Consider the following 17018-nt stretch of genomic DNA (forward strand, 5'->3'; position numbering starts at 1 on the left):
TAGTCTCGGCGGATGACCGAGAGTCTTGACGAGACGGACTGGGCGATCCTGCACGAGGTCCAGCAGGACGGCCGGATCGCCTTCACCGAGCTGGCCCGTCGGGTCAACCTGAGTGCGTCGGCGACCACGGAACGGGTGCGGCGGCTGGAGGCGGCCGCGGTGATCACCGGGTACCGCGCCGAGGTCGGCCTGGAGCGGACCGGCTACGCGGTGCTGGCCGTGGTCCGCCTGAAGTACCCGGGAAACCGCCACGAGCCGCTGCACCGGCTGCTCGCGGAGTGCCCGGAGATCCTGGAGTGCCTGCGCACCACCGGGGACGACTGCTACGTCCTGAAGGTCGCCACCACGTCGGTGTCCGACCTGGAACGGATCGTCGACACCCTGGCCCAGTTCGGCAGCACCACCACCAACCTCGTCCTGAACCAGACCCTTCCGTACCGCGGCCCGCGCGTTCCCCGCACCCCGCGGGAGGGGTAGCCGTGTCCGACGCCAAGACCGAACTCGACACGCTGATGCGCACCTTCCTCGGCGCGTTCACCAACACCGCCGGCAGCCGGCCGGACGTCGGCGCCGTCCGTGCGGTGTTCATCCCGCAGGGAATGATCATCAAGAACGTCGGCGCCACCCCGGTCGTCTACGACCTCGACTCCTTCGTCGCGCCCCGGGAGCGGATCCTCACCGACGGAACGCTGACGGAGTTCTCCGAGTGGGAGGTCGCCGAGCGCACCGAGATCTTCGGATCGATAGCCCACCGCTTCAGCGACTACCGCAAGTCCGGTTTCCTCAACGGTGAGTGGTTCGAGACCACCGGCCACAAGACGACGCAGTTCGTCCGCACGCCGGACGGCTGGCGGATGGCCGCGATGGCCTGGGACGACGAGTAGCCGCGGAACCCCGTCCCTCCTCCTCCGTCGCGGTCGACCTGACGGCTCGACTTCAGGCCGACCGCTCGGGTTCCGGGCTACCGGGAGAACCGGCGGCGGGTGACCGCCAAGGCGCCGGCTCCCGCGGCGAGCAGGGCGCCCGCCGCGAGGAGCGGGGCGGTGGCGTCGGCGCCGGTGGAGGCCAGGGTGTCGCCGCCGGTGGTGGCGCCGTCGGTGCCGGCCGTGCCCGTGCCGCCGGTCGTTCCGCCCGTCGTGCCACCGGAGGTGCCGCTCTTCGCGGGCGCGCCGGTGGTGGCGGACGGGGTCGGGGTGGGGCTGCCGGTGGCGGCGGCCGCGGTCACGGTGAACGCGGAACCCTTGACGCTCGTCGCCGGGTTGGGGGCGAGGAAGCGCAGCCAGTGGGAGCCGCTGGTGGCGGTGTCCTTCGGGATGGTGACGGTGCCCGCGAAGGTGCCGTCGGCCTTGACGGTGAACTGGCTGAGGATGCCGTCGTCGTCGAGCTTGACCGTCAGCTTCTGCCCGGCCGGGTAGCCGGCGACGGTGAAGCCGAGCGAGCCGCCCGCCTTCACCGTGGTGGCGGACGTCGTCGCCGAGGCCTTGCCCGCGGCGGCGGGCGCGGCGACGAGCGCGGGGGCGGCCCGCGTGGTCAGCGCGAGGGTGACCGCGGGGACGGCGCCGGCCGGGGCGCTGCGGGCCGACAGCGCGAGGATCGCCGGGGCGGTGCGGGCCGGTGCCGCCTTCGGGGCGGTGACCGTCACGGCGTCGCCGGCCGGGGCGACCTCGGTCGCGGGCAGTTCGGCGAGCGTGACGTCCCGCGCCGCCTTGGTCTCGCTCACCGTCCGCGCGGCGGTCGGCGTCTGGGACGGTGCGCCGGCGGCCGGTTCGGTGACCTCGTAGTCGCCGACGATGGCGGAGGTGCCGTCCGCGGTGATCGCGACATGGACGTCACTGATCGTGGTCCGGGTGCCGGAGCCGTCGGTGGCGGTGAGGTGGATCCGGCCGTCGAAGGCGACCTCGCCGCTGCGGGCGGCGGCGTCGAAGTCGCCCTCCGCCCGCACGAGGGTGACGGTGCGGCCGTCGGCCGCGACGGCGGCCCCGCCGTCGACGGACACGGCGTTGGCGTCGGTGGCGGGGAGCACCCAGCGCAGGGTGCCTCCGGTCACCTCGGCGCCGGCCGCGGCCTGCGGGCCGTGCTCCTGCGGGCCGGCGGCCAGGGCGGGGGCGGTCAGGGAGAGCGCGCCCAGGGTGAGGGCGGTGCCGGACGCGACCGCGATCGCGCGGTGCAGGCGGGATGCGTGGGACATGGCGTGTTCTTCCGCTCGGTGAGGCTCGGGAAAGTCGGCGAGGGCGAAGGGGATCAGGACGGATTCGACGGCGTGGCCCGGCGGCGGGTCGCGGTGTAGGCGGTACCGCCCGCGACGAGCAGGCCGGCCGCCAGGGTGAGCGGCAGGGTCATGTCCGCGGCGCCGGTCGACGCGAGGGAGACGTGCGTGCCGGTCGTGCCCGTCGTGCCCGTTCCGCCGGTGGCGCCGGAGGCGGAACTGTCGCCCCCGGAGGTGCCGTTGGCCCCGCCCGTGGTCGTCGAACCGCTCGCACCCGTCGAGCCCGTCGACCCGGTTGTGCCCGTCGATCCGGTGGTGGCGCCGTCCGCCGTGCCCGTCGCCGTGACCGTGAACTCCGTGCTCTTGACGGAGTGTCCGGGCTTGGCGAGGAAGCGCAGCCAGTGCCGGCCCGCGGCGGTGGCGGCCGGGACGGTCACCTGACCCGCGTACGTGCCGTCCGCGCCGACCGTGAACGTGCTGAGGATGGCACCGTCGTCCAGCTTGACGGTGAGCGTGCCGCCCGCCGGGAAGCCGGTGGCGCGGAAGCCGAGGGTGCCGCCGGCCGCGAGGGAGTCGGTGGCGAGGGTGGCGGCCGCGGGGAGTTCGGCCGACGGGGCCTTGACGGTCAGCGGCGTCCTGACCGCGACACCGGTGGCCAGGAAGAACAGGGTGTAGTCACCGGCCGCCGTGGCGGCCGGGACGGTCACCGTGTCGCCGAGCGAGCCGTCGGCGCCGATCGTGTACTGCCGCAGCTGCACGGCGTCGTCCTTCGACGTGCCGAGCTTGACGGTGAGCGTGCCGCCCGCCGGGAAGCCGGCGGCGGCGAACCGCGCGTCCGTGCCCGCCACGACCTCGGCCGCGCCCAGCACGACGCTCGGCCCGGTGACCACCGGAGCCGCGGTGACGGTGACGGGGACCGCCGGGTTGGCGCCCTTGGCGAGGAAGAACAGCTGGTAGGCGCCCGCCGGGGTGCCGGCGGGAACGGTGACGGAGCCGGCGTACGTACCGTCCGCGCCGATGGTGACGGCGGTGCCCAGGGTCGCCTTGACGGCGCCGGCCACCAGCTTGACGGTGAGTGCCTCGCCCGCGGGGTAGCCCGTCACCGCGAACGGCACCTCGGCGCCCTCCTGGTACGTGTCGGCTCCCACGAGCGCCTGCGCCACCGGGGCGGCGGGGGCGCCCTCGACCACGGTGAAGCCGGGCGACACCGAGGTCGACGGGGCGAGGAAGTTGAGGGCGTGGGCGCCGGCGGCGGTGCCCGCGGGGACGGTCAGGGTGCCGGCGGCGCTGCCCGCCGCTCCGACGGTGAACGTGCCGACGACCGCGCCCTTGTCGAGCTTGACGGTCAGCTTCCCGCCCGCCGGATAGCCGGTGACCGCGAACGTCAGCTGGCCGCCGCCCACGGCCTGTTCGGCGCCGAGCCGGACCTTCGGCGCCACCGCGGCGGGAGCGTCGGCCGCGGCCGGTGCGGCGGTGCCGGAAGCGCCCGCCGGGCGGGTGTCGGCCGCGGCGCCGGAGGCGGCGCCGATCGCGGTGATGCCCAGGACGAGCGTGGTGCTCGCGGCCACGGCGGCGGCACGGCGCAGGCCGGCGTGGGAACGGTGAGCGTGCATGCGGAAGCGACTCCTCGCGGAAGTGAACCCGGGGAGACCCGGTGTAGTTAGGGTAGCCTAACCATATCTTCCGGACGCACCAGGGCCGCGTTCCGCGCGACGACGGGGACCACCACCGGTGACCCGTCGCTCGGCGCGCTGAGGATGTCCGCCTCGATCCCGTACAACTCCCGTACCAGCGCGGCGTTCACGACCTCGCGCGGATCGCCCGCCGCGACGACGGAGCCGTCCCGCATCGCGACGATCGTGTCCGCGTACCGGGCGGCGGCGGCCAGGTCGTGCAGCACCATGACCACGGTCCGCCCGGCGCGGGCGACGTCGCGCGCCAGCCCGAGCACCTCGACGGCGTGCCCGAGGTCCAGGGCGCTGGTCGGCTCGTCGAGCAGGACCACCGGCGTCTGCTGCGCCAGCACCATCGCCAGCCAGCAGCGCTGCCGCTGACCGCCCGACAGCTGGTCGAGCCGGCGCCGGGCCAGGTCCGCGACGCCGGTCACCTCCAGCGCCTCGCGCACCGCCGTCTCGTCCTCGCGCGACCACTGCCGGAAGAGGCCCTGGTGCGGATGGCGCCCGTAGCGGACGAGACCGGCCACCGTCACCGCCTCCGGCGCCTGCGGGGACTGCGGCAGCAGCGCGATGCGGTGCGCGGCCCGGCGGGGCCTCAGCTCCCAGATGTCCTCGTCCCCGAGGAGCACCCGGCCCTCGTCGGGTCGGTGCAGCCGGGCGATCGTCCGCAACAGGGTCGACTTCCCGCAGCCGTTCGGCCCGACGACGGCCACCACCTGCCCGGCGGGGACGGTCAGGTCCACGCCGTCCACGGCGGTGTGCCCGGGGTAGCCGGCGCGGACGCCCTCGACTCGCAGTTCCACCTGACTCAGACCTCTCGTTTGCGCCGGAACGGAGCCGTTCGGCGGGGCGGGCGTTCGGCACCGTCGCTGAACAGCACCCAGAGCAGGAAGGGACCGCCGAGGACGCTGGTGACCACGCCCACCGGGATCTCCACCGGCGCGACGATCCGCCCCAGCGCGTCGGCCGCGCCGATCAGGATCGCGCCGGTCAGTGCGGAGCCGAGGACCGGCACCCGGGTCGGGCCGCACAGCCGCCCGGCCACCACGGGGGCGGCCAGCGCCACGAACGCGATCGGGCCGCCGACGCCGACCGCCACCCCGGCCAGCGCGACGGCCAGCGCGAGGGTGAGGCCGCGCATCAGCGGGATGTTCAGGCCCAGCGAGGCCGCCACGTCGTCGTCGAAGCGCATCACGTCCAGCCGGCGGCCCGCGATCAGCGCGAGCGGGATCAGCACCGCCAGGCAGGCCAGCAGCGGGGCGCCGACCGAGAGGTCGCGGCCGTTCAGGCTGCCGACGCTCCACAGGAAGACCCCGCCCGCGGTGTTCTGGTTCTGCCGGGACATCACCAGGTCGGTGACGGCGCCGATCACGGTGGAGACGCCGATGCCGACGACCAGGACGCGGTAGCCGCGGGTGCCGGTGCCGCCCGCGGCCAGGACGACGAGGACGGCGGCCGCGGCGGCGCCCAGCGGACCCAGCCACCAGTCGCCGACCATCGCCGTACTGCTGCCGACGACCGAGGCGACGACGGCGGCGGACGCCCCCTCGTTGACCCCGATCACGTCGGGGGTCGCGAGGCGGTTGCCCGCGAGGGTCTGCGTCAGGCAGCCGGAGACGCCGAGCGCCGCGCCGACCATCAGGCCGACGAGGATGCGCGGCAGCCGGAACTCCCGGACCAGCAGGACCTGCCCGCGGGTGCCGGTGCCCAGCAGCCCGGCCAGCGTGTCGCCGGGGCTCATCCCCGTCGAGCTGGCGAAGGACGCGAGGACCACGACGACCGCGGCGACGGCGGTCAGGCCGAGGGCGACCAGCGCCGTCCGGCGCGGGAAGAGCCAGGACAGGGTGCCGGTGCGCAGCACGACGCTGTCCTGCGGCGCGCCGTCGCGCGCGGTGTCGCGAGCCGGGCCGCGCTCGAGGTCGGTGGTCATGCCGGGGTTCCCGTCATCCGTCCCGTACGGGCGATCCAGATCAGCAACGGCCCGCCGAGCAGCGCCAGCAGGACGCTGACGGGCGTCTCCCAGGGCCGGATCACGATCCGGGCGAGGATGTCCGCCGCGACCATGACGGCCATCGCGACCAGCCCGGACAGCAGCAGTTGCGCCCCCATCCGCGGGCCGGTCACCGCGCGGGCGGCGTACGGCGCGAGCAGGCCGAGGAACGCGATCGGCCCGGCGAGCGCGACCGCCGCCCCGGCCAGCAGCGCCACGGCTCCGGCGACCACCAGCCGGATGCGGCCGGGGCGGTGGCCCAGCGCGCGGGCGGCGTCGTCGCCCAGGGCGAGCGCGGACAGCGGGCGGGCCGAGGTGAAGGCGAGGGCGACGCCCGCGACGACCAGGGGGGCGATCGCCAGGCCGGTCGAGGTGGTGACGCCGGTGAGCGAGCCGATCGTCCAGTAGCGGTACTCGTCGAACGTCGTCTGCGTGCCGAGCAGGACGTACGCCGTCATCCCGTGGAAGGTCGCGCCCAGCGCGGACCCGGCCAGCACCAGGCGCAGCGGTGAGACGGCGGCCCGTCCGGAGGCGACCAGGAGCAGCACCACCGAGCTGGCGGCCACGCCGCCGCCCAGCGCCCAGAGCAGGACGCCGTAGGAGGACGTCACCTGGAAGTACGTCAGTCCGACGACGACTCCCAGCGCCGCGCCGGAGTTGACGCCGAGCAGTCCGGTCTCGGCGAGCGGGTTGCGGGTGACGGCCTGGAGCAGGGCACCGGCCACGCCGAGCGCGGCACCCACCAGGAGGGCGGCGAGCGTGCGCGGCACCCGTACGTCCAGGACGGCGGCGCGCAGCCGCGCGTCCGCGCGCGCGGACGGGTCGCCGAGCAGGAAGTCCATCGCACGCCCCATCGGGATGGTGCCGGAGCCGGTGAGGAGGGAGAGCAGGACGAGGCCGAGCAGCGCTGCCACGAGGATCGCGGCCGCCGTCCGGATCGTCCGCACTTCGCCTTGCTGAACTGCCATAAGGTTAGCCTAGCCTAAGCTTGCTCCGGGTCCGGAAGTGACCTGGCCCTGCCCGCCGTTCCCCTGCCATCGGAGTTCCGCATGACCACCACCCGCACCCCGCGCGCCCGGCTGACCGCGGCAGCCGTCACCGCCGCCGTCTGCGCCCTCGCCCTCACCGCGTGCGGATCGGGCTCCTCAGGTTCGGACGCCGGCGCGGCGGACGGCGCGGCGAAGGAGCGGACGGTCACCGACGCCACCGGCGCGAAGGTGACGGTGCCCGGCACCCCGAAGAAGGTCGTCGTCCTCAGCGAGATGGACCTCGACAGCGCCCTCGCGCTGGGCGTCACCCCGGTCGGCCTCACCGCGGGCCGCGGCCAGACCGGCGCCCCCGCGTACCTCGCCGCGAAGGCCAAGGGCATCCCGCTGGTGGGCGCGGTCACCGGGCCGGACCTCGAGAAGGTCGTCGCGGCGGAGCCCGACGTGATCCTCGCCGGACAGATAGCCGACAGCCAGGTCCTCAAGCAGCTCAAGGCCATCGCGCCGACCGTCGTCACGATCGACGGGACCAAGTCGTGGAAGAAGGCGCTCACCGTGACCGGTGACGTCCTCGACAAGCCCGCCGCCGCCAAGGCCTTCCTCGCCTCCTACGACCAGCGGGTGGCCGCCGTGCGGACGGCGATCGGCAGCCGGGCGGGCTCCACCGTCAGCGTCGCCCGGTACTCCCCCAAGGGCACCGCCGTCATGCAGCAGGGCGTCTTCATCAGTGATGTCCTCAAGGACCTCGCCTTCCAGCGCCCCGGCCTGCAGAGCCGGCAGGGCGAGGGCCACTCCACCCCGCTCAGCGCCGAGGACATCGGCCAGCTCGACGCCGACTGGCTCTTCATCGGCACCCTCACCTCCACCGGCCAGTCGGCCGGCGGCACTGGCCTGGTCGCGAAGCTCTCGGCCGACCCCGCCTTCAAGGACCTGGGCGCGATCAAGGCGGGACACGCCACCGAGATCGACGGCTCGCAGTGGACGAGCCTGGGCGGGGCGACCGCCGCGATGAACGTCCTCGACGACATCGAACGGGCCATGAAGGCCTGACGCGCACCCGCGCCACGCCCCGCGAACCACCCCCACCGCCGCCCCGCAGCACCGAACCGAGGAAGAATCCCATGGCCCTGCCAGCCATCGCGCCCTACCCGATGCCGACCCCCGACAGCCTCCCGGCCAACCGGGTCGACTGGACGGTCGACCCCGACCGCGCGCTGCTGCTCGTCCACGACCTGCAGAACTATTTCCTCGACGCCTTCACCCCGGGCGCCTCGCCCGTCACCGAACTGCTCGGCAACATCGCGCTGCTGCGCAAGGAGTGCGAGCGGCTCGGCGTCCCGGTGGTGTACTCCGCGCAGCCCGGCGGCCAGAGCGCCGCCGAGCGCGGTCTGCAGCAGGACTTCTGGGGTCCGGGGCTGCCGGCCGACGCACGGGCCGCGGCGGTCGCGGACGCGGTGGCCCCCGCGGCGGGCGACACCGTGCTGACCAAGTGGAAGTACAGCGCCTTCGTGCGCACCGAACTGGCCGCGATGATGCGCGAACAGGGCCGCGACCAGCTGATCGTCGTCGGGGTGTACGCGCACATCGGCGTCCTGATGAGCGCCTGCGACGCGTGGATGCGCGACATCCAGGCGTTCGTCGTCGCCGACGCGGTCGCCGACTTCAGCGAGGCCGACCACCACATGGCCCTGCGGTGGGCGGCCGGCCGGTGCGCCGTGGTCACCACCGCCGACGCCGTCTTCCAGACCCCCGAAGGGAAGTGACCCGCATGGCACTCACCCGCGAGCGCATCCGCCACGACGTCGCCGAGGTCCTGGACGAGGACCCGCAGGACATCCCGTTCGACGAGAACCTCGTCGACTACGGCCTGGACTCGGTCCGCATCATGACCCTCGTCGAGCGCTGGCGCCGCGAGGGCGTGGAGGTGACCTTCGTCGAGCTGGCGGAGCAGCCGGCCATCGAGGCGTGGGTGGCGCTGCCGGGGGTCGGCGCATGACGGCCGTGCTCGACCCCGGGAGCCCGGCGGTGGCCGACGCCGCCGGCCTGCCGCTGACCGCCGCCCAGCGCGGCATGTGGTTCGCGCAGTGCCTCGACCCGGCCGGTCCGGCGCTGAACACCGCCGAGTACGTGGAGATCCACGGGGATGTGGACCCGGCGTTGTTCGCCGCGGCCCTGCACCGCACGGTCGGCGAGTGCGACGCGCTGCGCGTGCGGCTGGTCGAGACGCCCGACGGCCCCCGCCAGCTGCCGCTGACCGTGGCGGCGCCGGGCGCCGGCTTCCCGCTGCACACCGCCGACCTGCGCGCGGAGCCCGACCCGGACCGTGCCGCCGCCGCGTGGATGCGCTCCGACCTCGCCGTCCCGTTCGACCTGGCGGCCGGACCGCCGTTCGCGCAGGCCCTGTTCCGGGTCGGCGACCACCGCTGGCTCTGGTACCAGCGCATCCACCACGCGGTGATGGACGGCTTCGGGTACTCGCTGCTGGCCCGCAGGGTCGCCGAGGTGTACTCGGCGCTCGCCGGCGGCGCGGAGGCCGGCCCGAGCCCCTTCGGCCGGCTGGCCGAACTCGTCGCCGACGACGCCGCCTACCGGGCGGGCGAGGCGTTCGAGGCCGACCGCGCGCACTGGCGCGATGCCTTCGCCGACCGGCCCGCCGTGCCCGTCCTCGCGGACCGCACCGCGCTGCCGTCGCGCACCTTCGTGCGGAGGACCGCGCACCTCGGCCCGGAGCTGTCGACCCGCATCCGCGACCTCGCCGCCTCGGTGAAGGCCACCTGGCCCGACGTGCTGATCGCCGCCCAGGCGCTGTACCTGTCGCGGGCCGCCGGCGCGGACGAAGTCGTGCTGGGTGTGCCGATGATGGGGCGGATGGGCTCCGCGGCCCTGCGCGTGCCGGGCATGGTCATGAACGTGCTGCCGCTGCGGGTGCGGGTGCGGCCCGACGAGAGCTTCCGGCAGCTGGTGCGGCAGGTCGTCCTCGGCATCCGGTCGATCCGCAGGCACCAGCGGTACCGCTACGAGGACATCCGCCGCGACCTCGGGCTGCTGGGCGAGGGCCGGGCACTAGTCGGCCCCCTGGTCAACGTGATGCCGTTCGACTACGCGCTGACGTTCGCCGGGGCCCCCTCCACCCCGCACAACCTGTCCGCGGGCCCGGTCGAGGACCTGACCGTCAACATCTACGACCGGGCCGACGGCTCCGGTCTGCGGATCGACTACGACGGCAACCCCGCGCTCTACACCGAGGCCGCCCTCACCGCCCACCAGACGCGCTTCCTGCACCTGCTGGAGGAGCTCACCGCGGCCGACCCGCAGCTCCCGCAGGCCCTGACGGGCATCACCACCGCCGCCGAACGCGCCCTGACGGTGACCGAGTTCAACGCGACCACCCGGGCGCTGCCCCCCACCACGCTCATCGGCCCGATCGAGGCGCAGGCGGTGCGCACCCCGGACGCCGTCGCGCTGGTCTTCGAGGGCAGCGAACTCACCTACCGCGAGCTCAACGCCCGTGCCAACCGCCTCGCCCGCCACCTGCGGGGCCTCGGCGTCGGCCCGGGGGTGCTCGCGGCGGTCGCCGTACCGCGCTCCGCCGACCTGATCGTCTCCCTGCTCGCGATCCTCAAGGCGGGCGGCGCCTACCTGCCGCTCGACCCGGACTACCCCGCGGAGCGGCTCGCGTACATGCTCGGCGACGCCCGCCCGGCCTGCGTCGTGACCGACAGCGCGACCCGCGGCGCGCTGCCCGCCGAACTCGCGCTGCCCGTCGTGCTGGTGGACCGCACCGACCTCAGCGGCTACTACGCGACCGACCCCGGCCGGGCGCTGACCCCGCAGCACCCCGCCTACGTGATCTACACCTCCGGTTCGACCGGCCGCCCCAAGGGTGTCGTCGTGACGCACGGGGCGATCGACAACCGGCTGCGCTGGATGCAGGGCACCTACCCGCTGGAGGCCGGGGACCGGATCCTGCAGAAGACGCCGTCCGGCTTCGACGTCTCGGTCTGGGAGTTCTTCTGGGCGCTGCGGCACGGCGCCGCCCTGGTCGTGGCGCGGCCCGAGGGCCACAAGGACCCGGCGTACCTCGCGCGGGTCATCGCCGAGGAGCGCGTCACCACCGTCCACTTCGTCCCCTCCATGCTGCAGGTCTTCCTCACCGACCCGGCCGCGGGCGGATGTTCGGGGCTGCGCCGGGTGTTCTGCAGCGGCGAGGCCCTGCCGGCGGGGACCGCCGAGCAGTTCCACGCCGTGCTCCCGGGCGTCGGCCTGCACAACCTCTACGGGCCGACCGAGGCCGCGGTCGACGTCACGTACCACCCGTGCGAGCCGGGGCAGCAGGGCCCGGTCCCGATCGGCAAGCCGGTCTGGAACACCCGCCTGTACGTGCTCGACGCGGCGCTGCGGCCCTGCCCGCCGGGCGTCACCGGTGAACTGTTCCTGGCGGGCACCCAGCTCGCGCGCGGCTACCTCGGCCGGGCCGCGCTCACCGCGTCCCGCTTCGTCGCGGACCCGTTCGGCCCAGACGGCGCCCGGATGTACCGCACCGGCGACCTCGCGTGCTGGCTGCCCGACGGCAGCGTCGCCTACCTGGGGCGCACCGACCACCAGGTGAAGCTGCGGGGGCAGCGGATCGAGCCCGGCGAGATCGAGGCCGCGCTGGCGGCCCTTCCCGGCGTCGGTTCGGCCTGCGTCCTGGTCCGCGAGGACCGGCCGGGCGACCAGCGGCTCGTCGGCTACGTCACCCCGGCGGACGCGGCCGCCGATCCCGCCGCCCTGCGGGCGGTGCTGCCCGAGCACATGGTGCCCGGTGCGATCGTCGCGCTGGAGGCGTTCCCGCTCAGCCCGAACGGCAAGCTGGACCGGTCCGCGCTGCCCGCGCCCGGCATCGACCCCGGCGCGCCGGGCCGCGCTCCGCGCACCCCCCGGGAGGAGACCTTGACCCGGCTCTTCGCCGAGGTGCTCGGCGTGGACCGGGTCGGCGCCGAGAGCGGCTTCTTCGACCTGGGCGGCAACTCGCTGCTGGCCGCCCGGCTGGTCGCGCGGATCCGCGCGACCCTGGGCGTCGAACTCCCCATCGGCGCCCTCTTCCAGGCGCCCTCCCCCGCCGCGCTCGCGGCCCGGCTGCACGACCCCGCGTCCGGGGGCGGCGACGAGGCGCTGGGCGTGCTGCTGCCGCTGCGCGCCACCGGCACCCGCACCCCGCTGTTCGTCTTCCACCCGGCGGGCGGCATCAGCTGGTGCTACTCCGGCCTGCTGGCCGCACTCGGCCCCGACCAGCCGGTCCACGGGCTCCAGGCCCGCGGGCTGACCGCGCCGCAGGAGTACCCGTCCTCCATGGACGACATGGCCGCGGACTACCTGCGGCACCTGAAGTCGGTGCAGCCGCAGGGGCCCTACCGGCTGCTGGGCTGGTCGGTGGGCGGCGTCATCGCCCACACCGTCGCCGTCCACCTGCAACGCCAGGGCGAGACGGTCGAACTGCTCGCGCTCATGGACGCCTACCCGTCCGACCAGTGGCGCGACCAGGCGGGCCCGACGGACGCGGACGCGCTCACGGCGCTGCTGCGGATGGCGGGCGTCGACCCGGGCCGGGCACTGGATCGCGACGCGGCGGTCGAACTGCTGCGGAACGAGGGCAGCGCGCTGGCCGGGCTGCCGGAGTTCACCCTGTCCGCGGTCACCGGGATCGTCGTCAACAACGCCCGGCTGATGCGCGAGCACGCGCACGAGCGGTTCGACGGCGACCTGGTCTTCTTCACCGCGACGGCGCCCCGCGCCGAGACGTGGCTGACCAGGGAGGCCTGGCGGCCGTACGTCACCGGCGGGATCGTCAACCGGGACATCGACTGCCTGCACCAGGAGATGACCGGAGCCGGACCGATCGCGCGCATCGCCGCCGGCCTCGTCGACCACCTCGGGAGCGTGAACCGATGACCCGCCACAGCCCCTTCGACGCCGACCCGGACAGCGGGCGCGCGGCCGGACCCACCCACCTGGTGCTGCGCAACGCGGCGGGCGAGTACTCGCTGTGGCCCGCGTTCGCCCAGGTGCCGGGCGGCTGGACCCAGGTGTACGGACCCGACTCGCACGACAACTGCTCGGCCCACGTCGAGGAGCACTGGACGGTGGCGCTCTGAGGCCGCCGGCACCGGGCGGCGGCGATCGCCCGGTGCCGGCGGCAGCTCTGGAACAGGCAGTTCAGGACCCGGCGAACGGTCCGGCCACGGCTCCGAGCGCCGCGACGAGTTCGTCGCGCCAGCACAGGTAGTCGTGGCCGCCGTTGAACTCGCGGTAGTCCACGTCGTATCCCTTGGCCAGCAGTACGTCCCGCAGCCGGCGGTTGGCCGGGAGCAGGACCCACTCCTGAAGGCCCGCGGAGAGCACGAAGCGCACCGGCAGGGGCGGGAGTTCGGCGATCCGGTCCGTCAGCCACTCGGCGCCGCGCTCGTCCGGGGTCCCGCTGGGCCACCAGAAGGAGCCCGACTGGGACAGCGCCACTCCGAACCGGCCCGGCTCGCGCAGCGCCGCGTAGGCCGCGGTCAGGCCGCCGAGGCTCTGACCGGCGAGGACCGTGCGGGCCGGGTCGGCGGTGAGCGGCCAGCGCTCCGCCGCCCAGGGCAGCAGCTCGGTGGAGAGGAAGTCGGCGAACGCCTCGCTGCAGGCCAGTTCGCTCCACCGGGTGTCGCCGCCGAGGGACTCGGGCATCAGCACCACCATCGGCGGCAGCGTGTCCAGCGCCTGCGACAGGCGCAGTTCCGGTTCCCACATCTCGCCGTCGAAGAGCACCGCGACGGGCAGTTCGGCCAGGTCGTGGCCGGCCGGCGCGTACACCCACACCCGGCGCTCGTTGCCCAGTGCGGCGCTGCGCACCCGGTGCACGGTGACGGTGCCGGGCGCGCGACGGGCAGCGCTCCCGTTGCGGTCGGTGCTCCCGGCGCGGTCGGCCGCGGCCGGGAGGGACACCACCGACATCGGCTCGCCGCCCCAGCGGCGCGGCTGCGCACCGGAGTTGCAGGGGTCACGGCGCCCCTGGCCGCGCAGCCACTGGCCGTAGGCCGGGCCTTCGACCCCGGCCGGCGCCTGCCCCTCGTCCACGCACAGCACGTAACTGGCCCGCCAGTCGGCCCGCATCCGCACCGACCAGTGCCACACGTGGGTACCCGGCACCTGGCGCATCAGGTTGCGGCTCCAGTCGGCCGGGTCCAGCACCTTGTTGGGCAGCGCCAGGACGTTGCGGGTCGCGGACGTGCCGCGCCACACGAAGGTGACGACGACGTGCTCCGCGTCCCCGTCGGGCGCCGCCTCGACGAGCGGGGCCCCCTCCTCGCGCACCGCGTCCCAGAACGCCTCCTCGGTCTCCGGCCGCTGCGCCAGCTCGGCGATCCGACGGCTCTCCGCCCGTTCGACGGGGGCCGGTCGCGGGATGCGCGGCGGGCGGCTGGGGGTTCCGGTCGGTGGTGCGGGCAGCATGAGCGGTGCGTCCTCCGGTGTCGGCCATCGGGCAGAGCAAGTGAGGCTGACCTTACCTGCCCTGATCGCGGGGGTACCCGACCGGAAACCGGCCCTGCCACCATCATCAACTTAGGTTAGGCTAACCTTCATTCTCGACGGGTCCGGAACGGTGGGACCCGGCTGTTCGGCAGATACCCCTATCCAAGGAGTCGACATGGGTAACAGTGGCATCCGATCCACCCGGCGCCGCGCGACACTCGCGGTCAGCGCCGCACTGGTCGTCGGCGCGATGGTCGGCGGCGTCAACGCCCCCTCGGCCACGGCCCGGACGCCGGCAGCGCAGACGGCAGCGGCCTCCCGGCACGCCGCCCCCACCTACCAGGTCACCTCGGCCGCGCTCACCAGCGGCCTCTACCAGACCGCGTACTCCCAGCGGCACGACGACCTCTGGGTCACCGCGGCCTCCGGCACCACGTCCCAGCTGCTCCGGGTGGACCCGCGCACCCTGAAGGTCGAGAAGACCATCACCCCGCCGGTCACCGACGCCGCGACCGGCGCCGTCGAGGCGGTCTACGGCGTGGCCGTGGACGACCGCAACGACACCGTCTGGACGACCAACACCCGCAACAACTCGGTCGCCGTGTACAGCCAGCGCACCGGCAAGCACCTCGCCTCCTTCGCGGGCGTCGGACACGCCCGCGAGGTCCTGGTCGACGAGGCGCGCAACCGCGCGTACGCCACCGCCCTCGGTGACGGCAGCGTCGTCGTCTACGACACCCGCACGCTCAAGGAGATCCGGCGCGTCCACGTGGAGGGGTCGAGCCCCGCCGGCCTCACCGTCGACCGGCGCACCGGCACCGTCTACGTCACGGACCTCAGCAAGGAGCGGCTCATCGCCGTCTCCCCGAAGGCCTCCGTGGAGCCGCGCTTCATCCCGGTCGCGGGCGGCTCCCTGCTCGACGTGTCCCTGGACCGCACCGGCCGCACCGCCTACGTCGCCGACCTGAAGAACGGCCGGGTGTCCGTGGTCGACCTGCGCACCGGCACGACCGTACGGACCATCGACACCGGCGCCGGCACCCTCTCCGTCGCCACCGACCCGCGCACCGGCCTGCTGTACGTGGGCCTGCAGACGTCCGGCACCACCAAGGTCGTCAACCCGAACACCGGCGCCACCGTCGCGGAACTGGCGACGGGCGCCAAGACGAACCATGTGACGGTCACCCCGCGCGGCGTCTTCGCGGTCGACAAGTCCGGCCCCCGCGGCAGCGGCCTGCCCGACTCGATCCACCGGATCACCTTCGGCCGCTGACCCGCACGGCCGGGGCGCTCAGAGGGCGTGTACCGGCCCCGCGTGAGCTGCTCCCGGACGGAGTCCCCGTCCGGGAGCAGCAGTGGCGGCGACCGCGAGCGCTCAACGGCCCCGCAGGGAGGCGCTGATCGCCCGACCCGTGCGCTGGACGACGTCCGCGAGGCGTTCCAGGTGCTGGGCGGGTCGGGTCAGGACGCACAGTGCCGCCACGGGGACGCGGTCCGCGGCGTGCAGCGGCACCGCCACGCAGCACACGCCCGGCACGACCTCCTCGCGGTCGAAGGCCACGCCGCGCTCGCGGACGCGCTCCGCCTCGCGGGGCCAGGACGCGGGGAGCCGGTCGAGCGGGAGGGTGTGCCCGGTTCCGGCCACCAGCACCTTGCCCGCCGCGGTGAACCACGGCCAGACGGTGCCGCCACGCGGCGGCGGCAGCGCCGTGTCCTCACCGGGTATCCAGTCCAGCACCAGCGTCTGCCCCTCCCGCAGCGCGCTGATGCCCACGGTCGCGCCGGTCGCGCCCACCAGGCGGCGTACGGGGTCGCGCACCGCGGCCCGCAGCCCCGGATGCGGCTGCCACTCCTGGCCGAGCCGGAACATGCGCGGGCCCATCCGGTACCCCCCGCGGCACCGCTCGACGGCGTTCAGCGCGACCAGCTGCTCCAGCAGCCGGTACGCGGTGGTCTTCGGCAGCCCGCACTCCGCCGCGAGGCGCGTCAGCCCGGCTTCCCCCGCCCGGTCGACGGCGCCCAGCAGCCCGAAGGCCCCCTGCAGCACCCCGCGCCCGTTGGCCCACGGCCGGAGGCCCCCCGACGGTCCGGCCGTGGGCGTCATCCCGCCCGGTCTGTCCAGTTGTTCCTTCAACTGCCCCATCGATGAGACCCCCGTCTCGACCCGGCTGCTCTCCGGCTGCTCTCCGGCCGCTCTGCAGGAGGTACGGCTCCGGCACCGCCCGGGTTCACCACCGGGGAGCGTGAGTTCCGTACGCACGGCGGCGTGGACGGGGGGTACTGCACCCGGCGGGTCGACGTGCCGCTGCCCGGCGTCCCGGTCGGTGGACCGGAGCGCCGGGCGCGGGTGGTCGTCAGGGCTTGGTGAGGTAGGTGTAGAGCTTGACCCAGGCGGTGTCCTGCTCGTTGGCGGGCTTGCCGTCGCAGAACGGTAAGGCCCCCTTGGCGGTGTAGTACCGCAGCATGGTGAGGACGGACTTCATGTCGGCCTCCTTCCCCCCTGAGTAGTCCTCGCTGGGCAGCACGGTCTGATGAGCGCGGCAGGCGGGCGTCTTGGCGTCGGAGGCGGTGTCGATGGCCCCGGTACCCGCTTCGGTGGGGCCGCAGCCGACGAGCGCGAGCGCGCCGAGCAGGAACAGGGTGGCCAAGCGGGTGCCGACGTGTGAGGGCAT

General features: G+C 74.7%; 16 protein-coding genes. 8 read left to right on the forward strand and 8 right to left on the reverse strand.

What is annotated here, in order from left to right:
* Positions 1–12 precede the first annotated feature (12 nt).
* Together ABZ721_RS13940 and ABZ721_RS13945 are read left to right on the forward strand one after the other, a co-directional pair.
* Complete coding sequence (locus ABZ721_RS13940; RefSeq protein ID WP_358788847.1) at positions 13–477, forward strand: Lrp/AsnC family transcriptional regulator; 465 nt, start codon at positions 13–15, stop codon at positions 475–477.
* A gap of 2 nt (positions 478–479) precedes the next feature.
* Positions 480–884 (forward strand): DUF4440 domain-containing protein, encoded by a 405-nt coding sequence (locus ABZ721_RS13945; protein ID WP_358788848.1) that lies wholly within the window; start codon positions 480–482, stop codon positions 882–884.
* A 77-nt stretch (positions 885–961) separates the two neighbouring features.
* On the opposite strand, the gene ABZ721_RS13950 is transcribed toward ABZ721_RS13945, so the two are convergent.
* The 5 genes from ABZ721_RS13950 to ABZ721_RS13970 are packed head-to-tail and all read right to left on the reverse strand — an operon-like array spanning position 962 to position 6840.
* Complete coding sequence (locus ABZ721_RS13950) at positions 962–2188, reverse strand: HtaA domain-containing protein (protein WP_358788849.1); 1227 nt, start codon at positions 2186–2188, stop codon at positions 962–964.
* A 53-nt stretch (positions 2189–2241) separates the two neighbouring features.
* Positions 2242–3819 (reverse strand): hypothetical protein, encoded by a 1578-nt coding sequence (locus ABZ721_RS13955; RefSeq protein ID WP_358788850.1) that lies wholly within the window; start codon positions 3817–3819, stop codon positions 2242–2244.
* Positions 3820–3866: 47 nt separating this feature from the next.
* Entirely contained in the window at positions 3867–4685 is an 819-nt protein-coding gene (locus ABZ721_RS13960; protein ID WP_358788851.1) for an ABC transporter ATP-binding protein, read from the reverse strand.
* A gap of 5 nt (positions 4686–4690) precedes the next feature.
* Entirely contained in the window at positions 4691–5812 is a 1122-nt protein-coding gene (locus ABZ721_RS13965) for an iron chelate uptake ABC transporter family permease subunit (RefSeq protein ID WP_358788852.1), read from the reverse strand.
* A complete protein-coding gene (locus ABZ721_RS13970) occupies positions 5809–6840 on the reverse strand; it encodes an iron ABC transporter permease (protein WP_358788853.1) in 1032 nt (343 codons plus the stop codon). Before ABZ721_RS13970 ends, ABZ721_RS13965 begins: the two co-directional genes overlap by 4 nt.
* Before the next feature lie 81 nt (positions 6841–6921).
* On the opposite strand from ABZ721_RS13970, the gene ABZ721_RS13975 reads away from it, so the two are divergent.
* The 5 genes from ABZ721_RS13975 to ABZ721_RS13995 all read left to right on the forward strand — a co-directional run bounded on the left by ABZ721_RS13975 (position 6922) and on the right by ABZ721_RS13995 (position 12992).
* Complete coding sequence (locus tag ABZ721_RS13975; RefSeq protein ID WP_358788854.1) at positions 6922–7908, forward strand: iron-siderophore ABC transporter substrate-binding protein; 987 nt, start codon at positions 6922–6924, stop codon at positions 7906–7908.
* A gap of 71 nt (positions 7909–7979) precedes the next feature.
* Complete coding sequence (locus tag ABZ721_RS13980; RefSeq protein WP_358788855.1) at positions 7980–8621, forward strand: isochorismatase family protein; 642 nt, start codon at positions 7980–7982, stop codon at positions 8619–8621.
* Between the two features lie 5 nt (positions 8622–8626).
* Positions 8627–8854 carry a phosphopantetheine-binding protein gene (locus ABZ721_RS13985; protein ID WP_358788856.1) on the forward strand — a complete coding sequence of 76 codons (228 nt, stop codon included), beginning with the start codon at positions 8627–8629 and terminating at the stop codon, positions 8852–8854.
* On the forward strand, positions 8851–12789 hold the full coding sequence (locus ABZ721_RS13990) for an amino acid adenylation domain-containing protein (protein ID WP_358788857.1): 3939 nt from the start codon (positions 8851–8853) through the stop codon (positions 12787–12789). The genes ABZ721_RS13985 and ABZ721_RS13990 overlap by 4 nt, the downstream gene beginning before the upstream one ends.
* Positions 12786–12992, forward strand: a complete 207-nt coding sequence (locus ABZ721_RS13995) for an MbtH family protein (protein ID WP_358788858.1) — start codon at positions 12786–12788, stop codon at positions 12990–12992. The genes ABZ721_RS13990 and ABZ721_RS13995 overlap by 4 nt, the downstream gene beginning before the upstream one ends.
* Before the next feature lie 61 nt (positions 12993–13053).
* Here the strand turns inward: ABZ721_RS13995 and fes are convergent, their stop codons facing one another.
* Positions 13054–14325: an enterochelin esterase gene (gene fes, locus ABZ721_RS14000; protein ID WP_358788859.1), complete on the reverse strand. Its 1272-nt coding sequence runs from the start codon at positions 14323–14325 to the stop codon at positions 13054–13056.
* Between the two features lie 196 nt (positions 14326–14521).
* Between fes and ABZ721_RS14005 the strand changes: the two genes are divergently transcribed.
* Complete coding sequence (locus ABZ721_RS14005; RefSeq protein WP_358788860.1) at positions 14522–15619, forward strand: YncE family protein; 1098 nt, start codon at positions 14522–14524, stop codon at positions 15617–15619.
* 102 nt (positions 15620–15721) lie between these two features.
* Here the strand turns inward: ABZ721_RS14005 and ABZ721_RS14010 are convergent, their stop codons facing one another.
* Together ABZ721_RS14010 and ABZ721_RS14015 are read right to left on the reverse strand one after the other, a co-directional pair.
* A complete protein-coding gene (locus ABZ721_RS14010; RefSeq protein ID WP_358788861.1) occupies positions 15722–16450 on the reverse strand; it encodes a helix-turn-helix domain-containing protein in 729 nt (242 codons plus the stop codon).
* Positions 16451–16700: 250 nt separating this feature from the next.
* Positions 16701–17018: a hypothetical protein gene (locus ABZ721_RS14015; protein WP_358788862.1), complete on the reverse strand. Its 318-nt coding sequence runs from the start codon at positions 17016–17018 to the stop codon at positions 16701–16703.

The sequence above is a fragment of the Streptomyces sp. NPDC006733 genome, from assembly GCF_040636125.1.
In the GTDB taxonomy this organism is placed as follows: domain Bacteria; phylum Actinomycetota; class Actinomycetes; order Streptomycetales; family Streptomycetaceae; genus Actinacidiphila.

What these genes read in the sequence shown, in the direction of transcription:
- ABZ721_RS13940 (WP_358788847.1), top strand. Translation starts at nt 13, where the DNA reads ATGACCGAGAGTCTTGACGAGACGGACTGGGCGATCCTGCACGAGGTC.
- ABZ721_RS13950 (WP_358788849.1), bottom strand. Translation starts at nt 2,188, where the DNA reads ATGTCCCACGCATCCCGCCTGCACCGCGCGATCGCGGTCGCGTCCGGC.
- ABZ721_RS13955 (WP_358788850.1), bottom strand. Translation starts at nt 3,819, where the DNA reads ATGCACGCTCACCGTTCCCACGCCGGCCTGCGCCGTGCCGCCGCCGTG.
- ABZ721_RS13965 (WP_358788852.1), bottom strand. Translation starts at nt 5,812, where the DNA reads ATGACCACCGACCTCGAGCGCGGCCCGGCTCGCGACACCGCGCGCGAC.
- ABZ721_RS13970 (WP_358788853.1), bottom strand. Translation starts at nt 6,840, where the DNA reads ATGGCAGTTCAGCAAGGCGAAGTGCGGACGATCCGGACGGCGGCCGCG.
- ABZ721_RS13975 (WP_358788854.1), top strand. Translation starts at nt 6,922, where the DNA reads ATGACCACCACCCGCACCCCGCGCGCCCGGCTGACCGCGGCAGCCGTC.
- ABZ721_RS13980 (WP_358788855.1), top strand. Translation starts at nt 7,980, where the DNA reads ATGGCCCTGCCAGCCATCGCGCCCTACCCGATGCCGACCCCCGACAGC.
- ABZ721_RS13985 (WP_358788856.1), top strand. Translation starts at nt 8,627, where the DNA reads ATGGCACTCACCCGCGAGCGCATCCGCCACGACGTCGCCGAGGTCCTG.
- ABZ721_RS13990 (WP_358788857.1), top strand. Translation starts at nt 8,851, where the DNA reads ATGACGGCCGTGCTCGACCCCGGGAGCCCGGCGGTGGCCGACGCCGCC.
- ABZ721_RS13995 (WP_358788858.1), top strand. Translation starts at nt 12,786, where the DNA reads ATGACCCGCCACAGCCCCTTCGACGCCGACCCGGACAGCGGGCGCGCG.
- fes (WP_358788859.1), bottom strand. Translation starts at nt 14,325, where the DNA reads ATGCTGCCCGCACCACCGACCGGAACCCCCAGCCGCCCGCCGCGCATC.
- ABZ721_RS14005 (WP_358788860.1), top strand. Translation starts at nt 14,522, where the DNA reads ATGGGTAACAGTGGCATCCGATCCACCCGGCGCCGCGCGACACTCGCG.
- ABZ721_RS14010 (WP_358788861.1), bottom strand. Translation starts at nt 16,450, where the DNA reads ATGACGCCCACGGCCGGACCGTCGGGGGGCCTCCGGCCGTGGGCCAAC.
- ABZ721_RS14015 (WP_358788862.1), bottom strand. Translation starts at nt 17,018, where the DNA reads ATGCCCTCACACGTCGGCACCCGCTTGGCCACCCTGTTCCTGCTCGGC.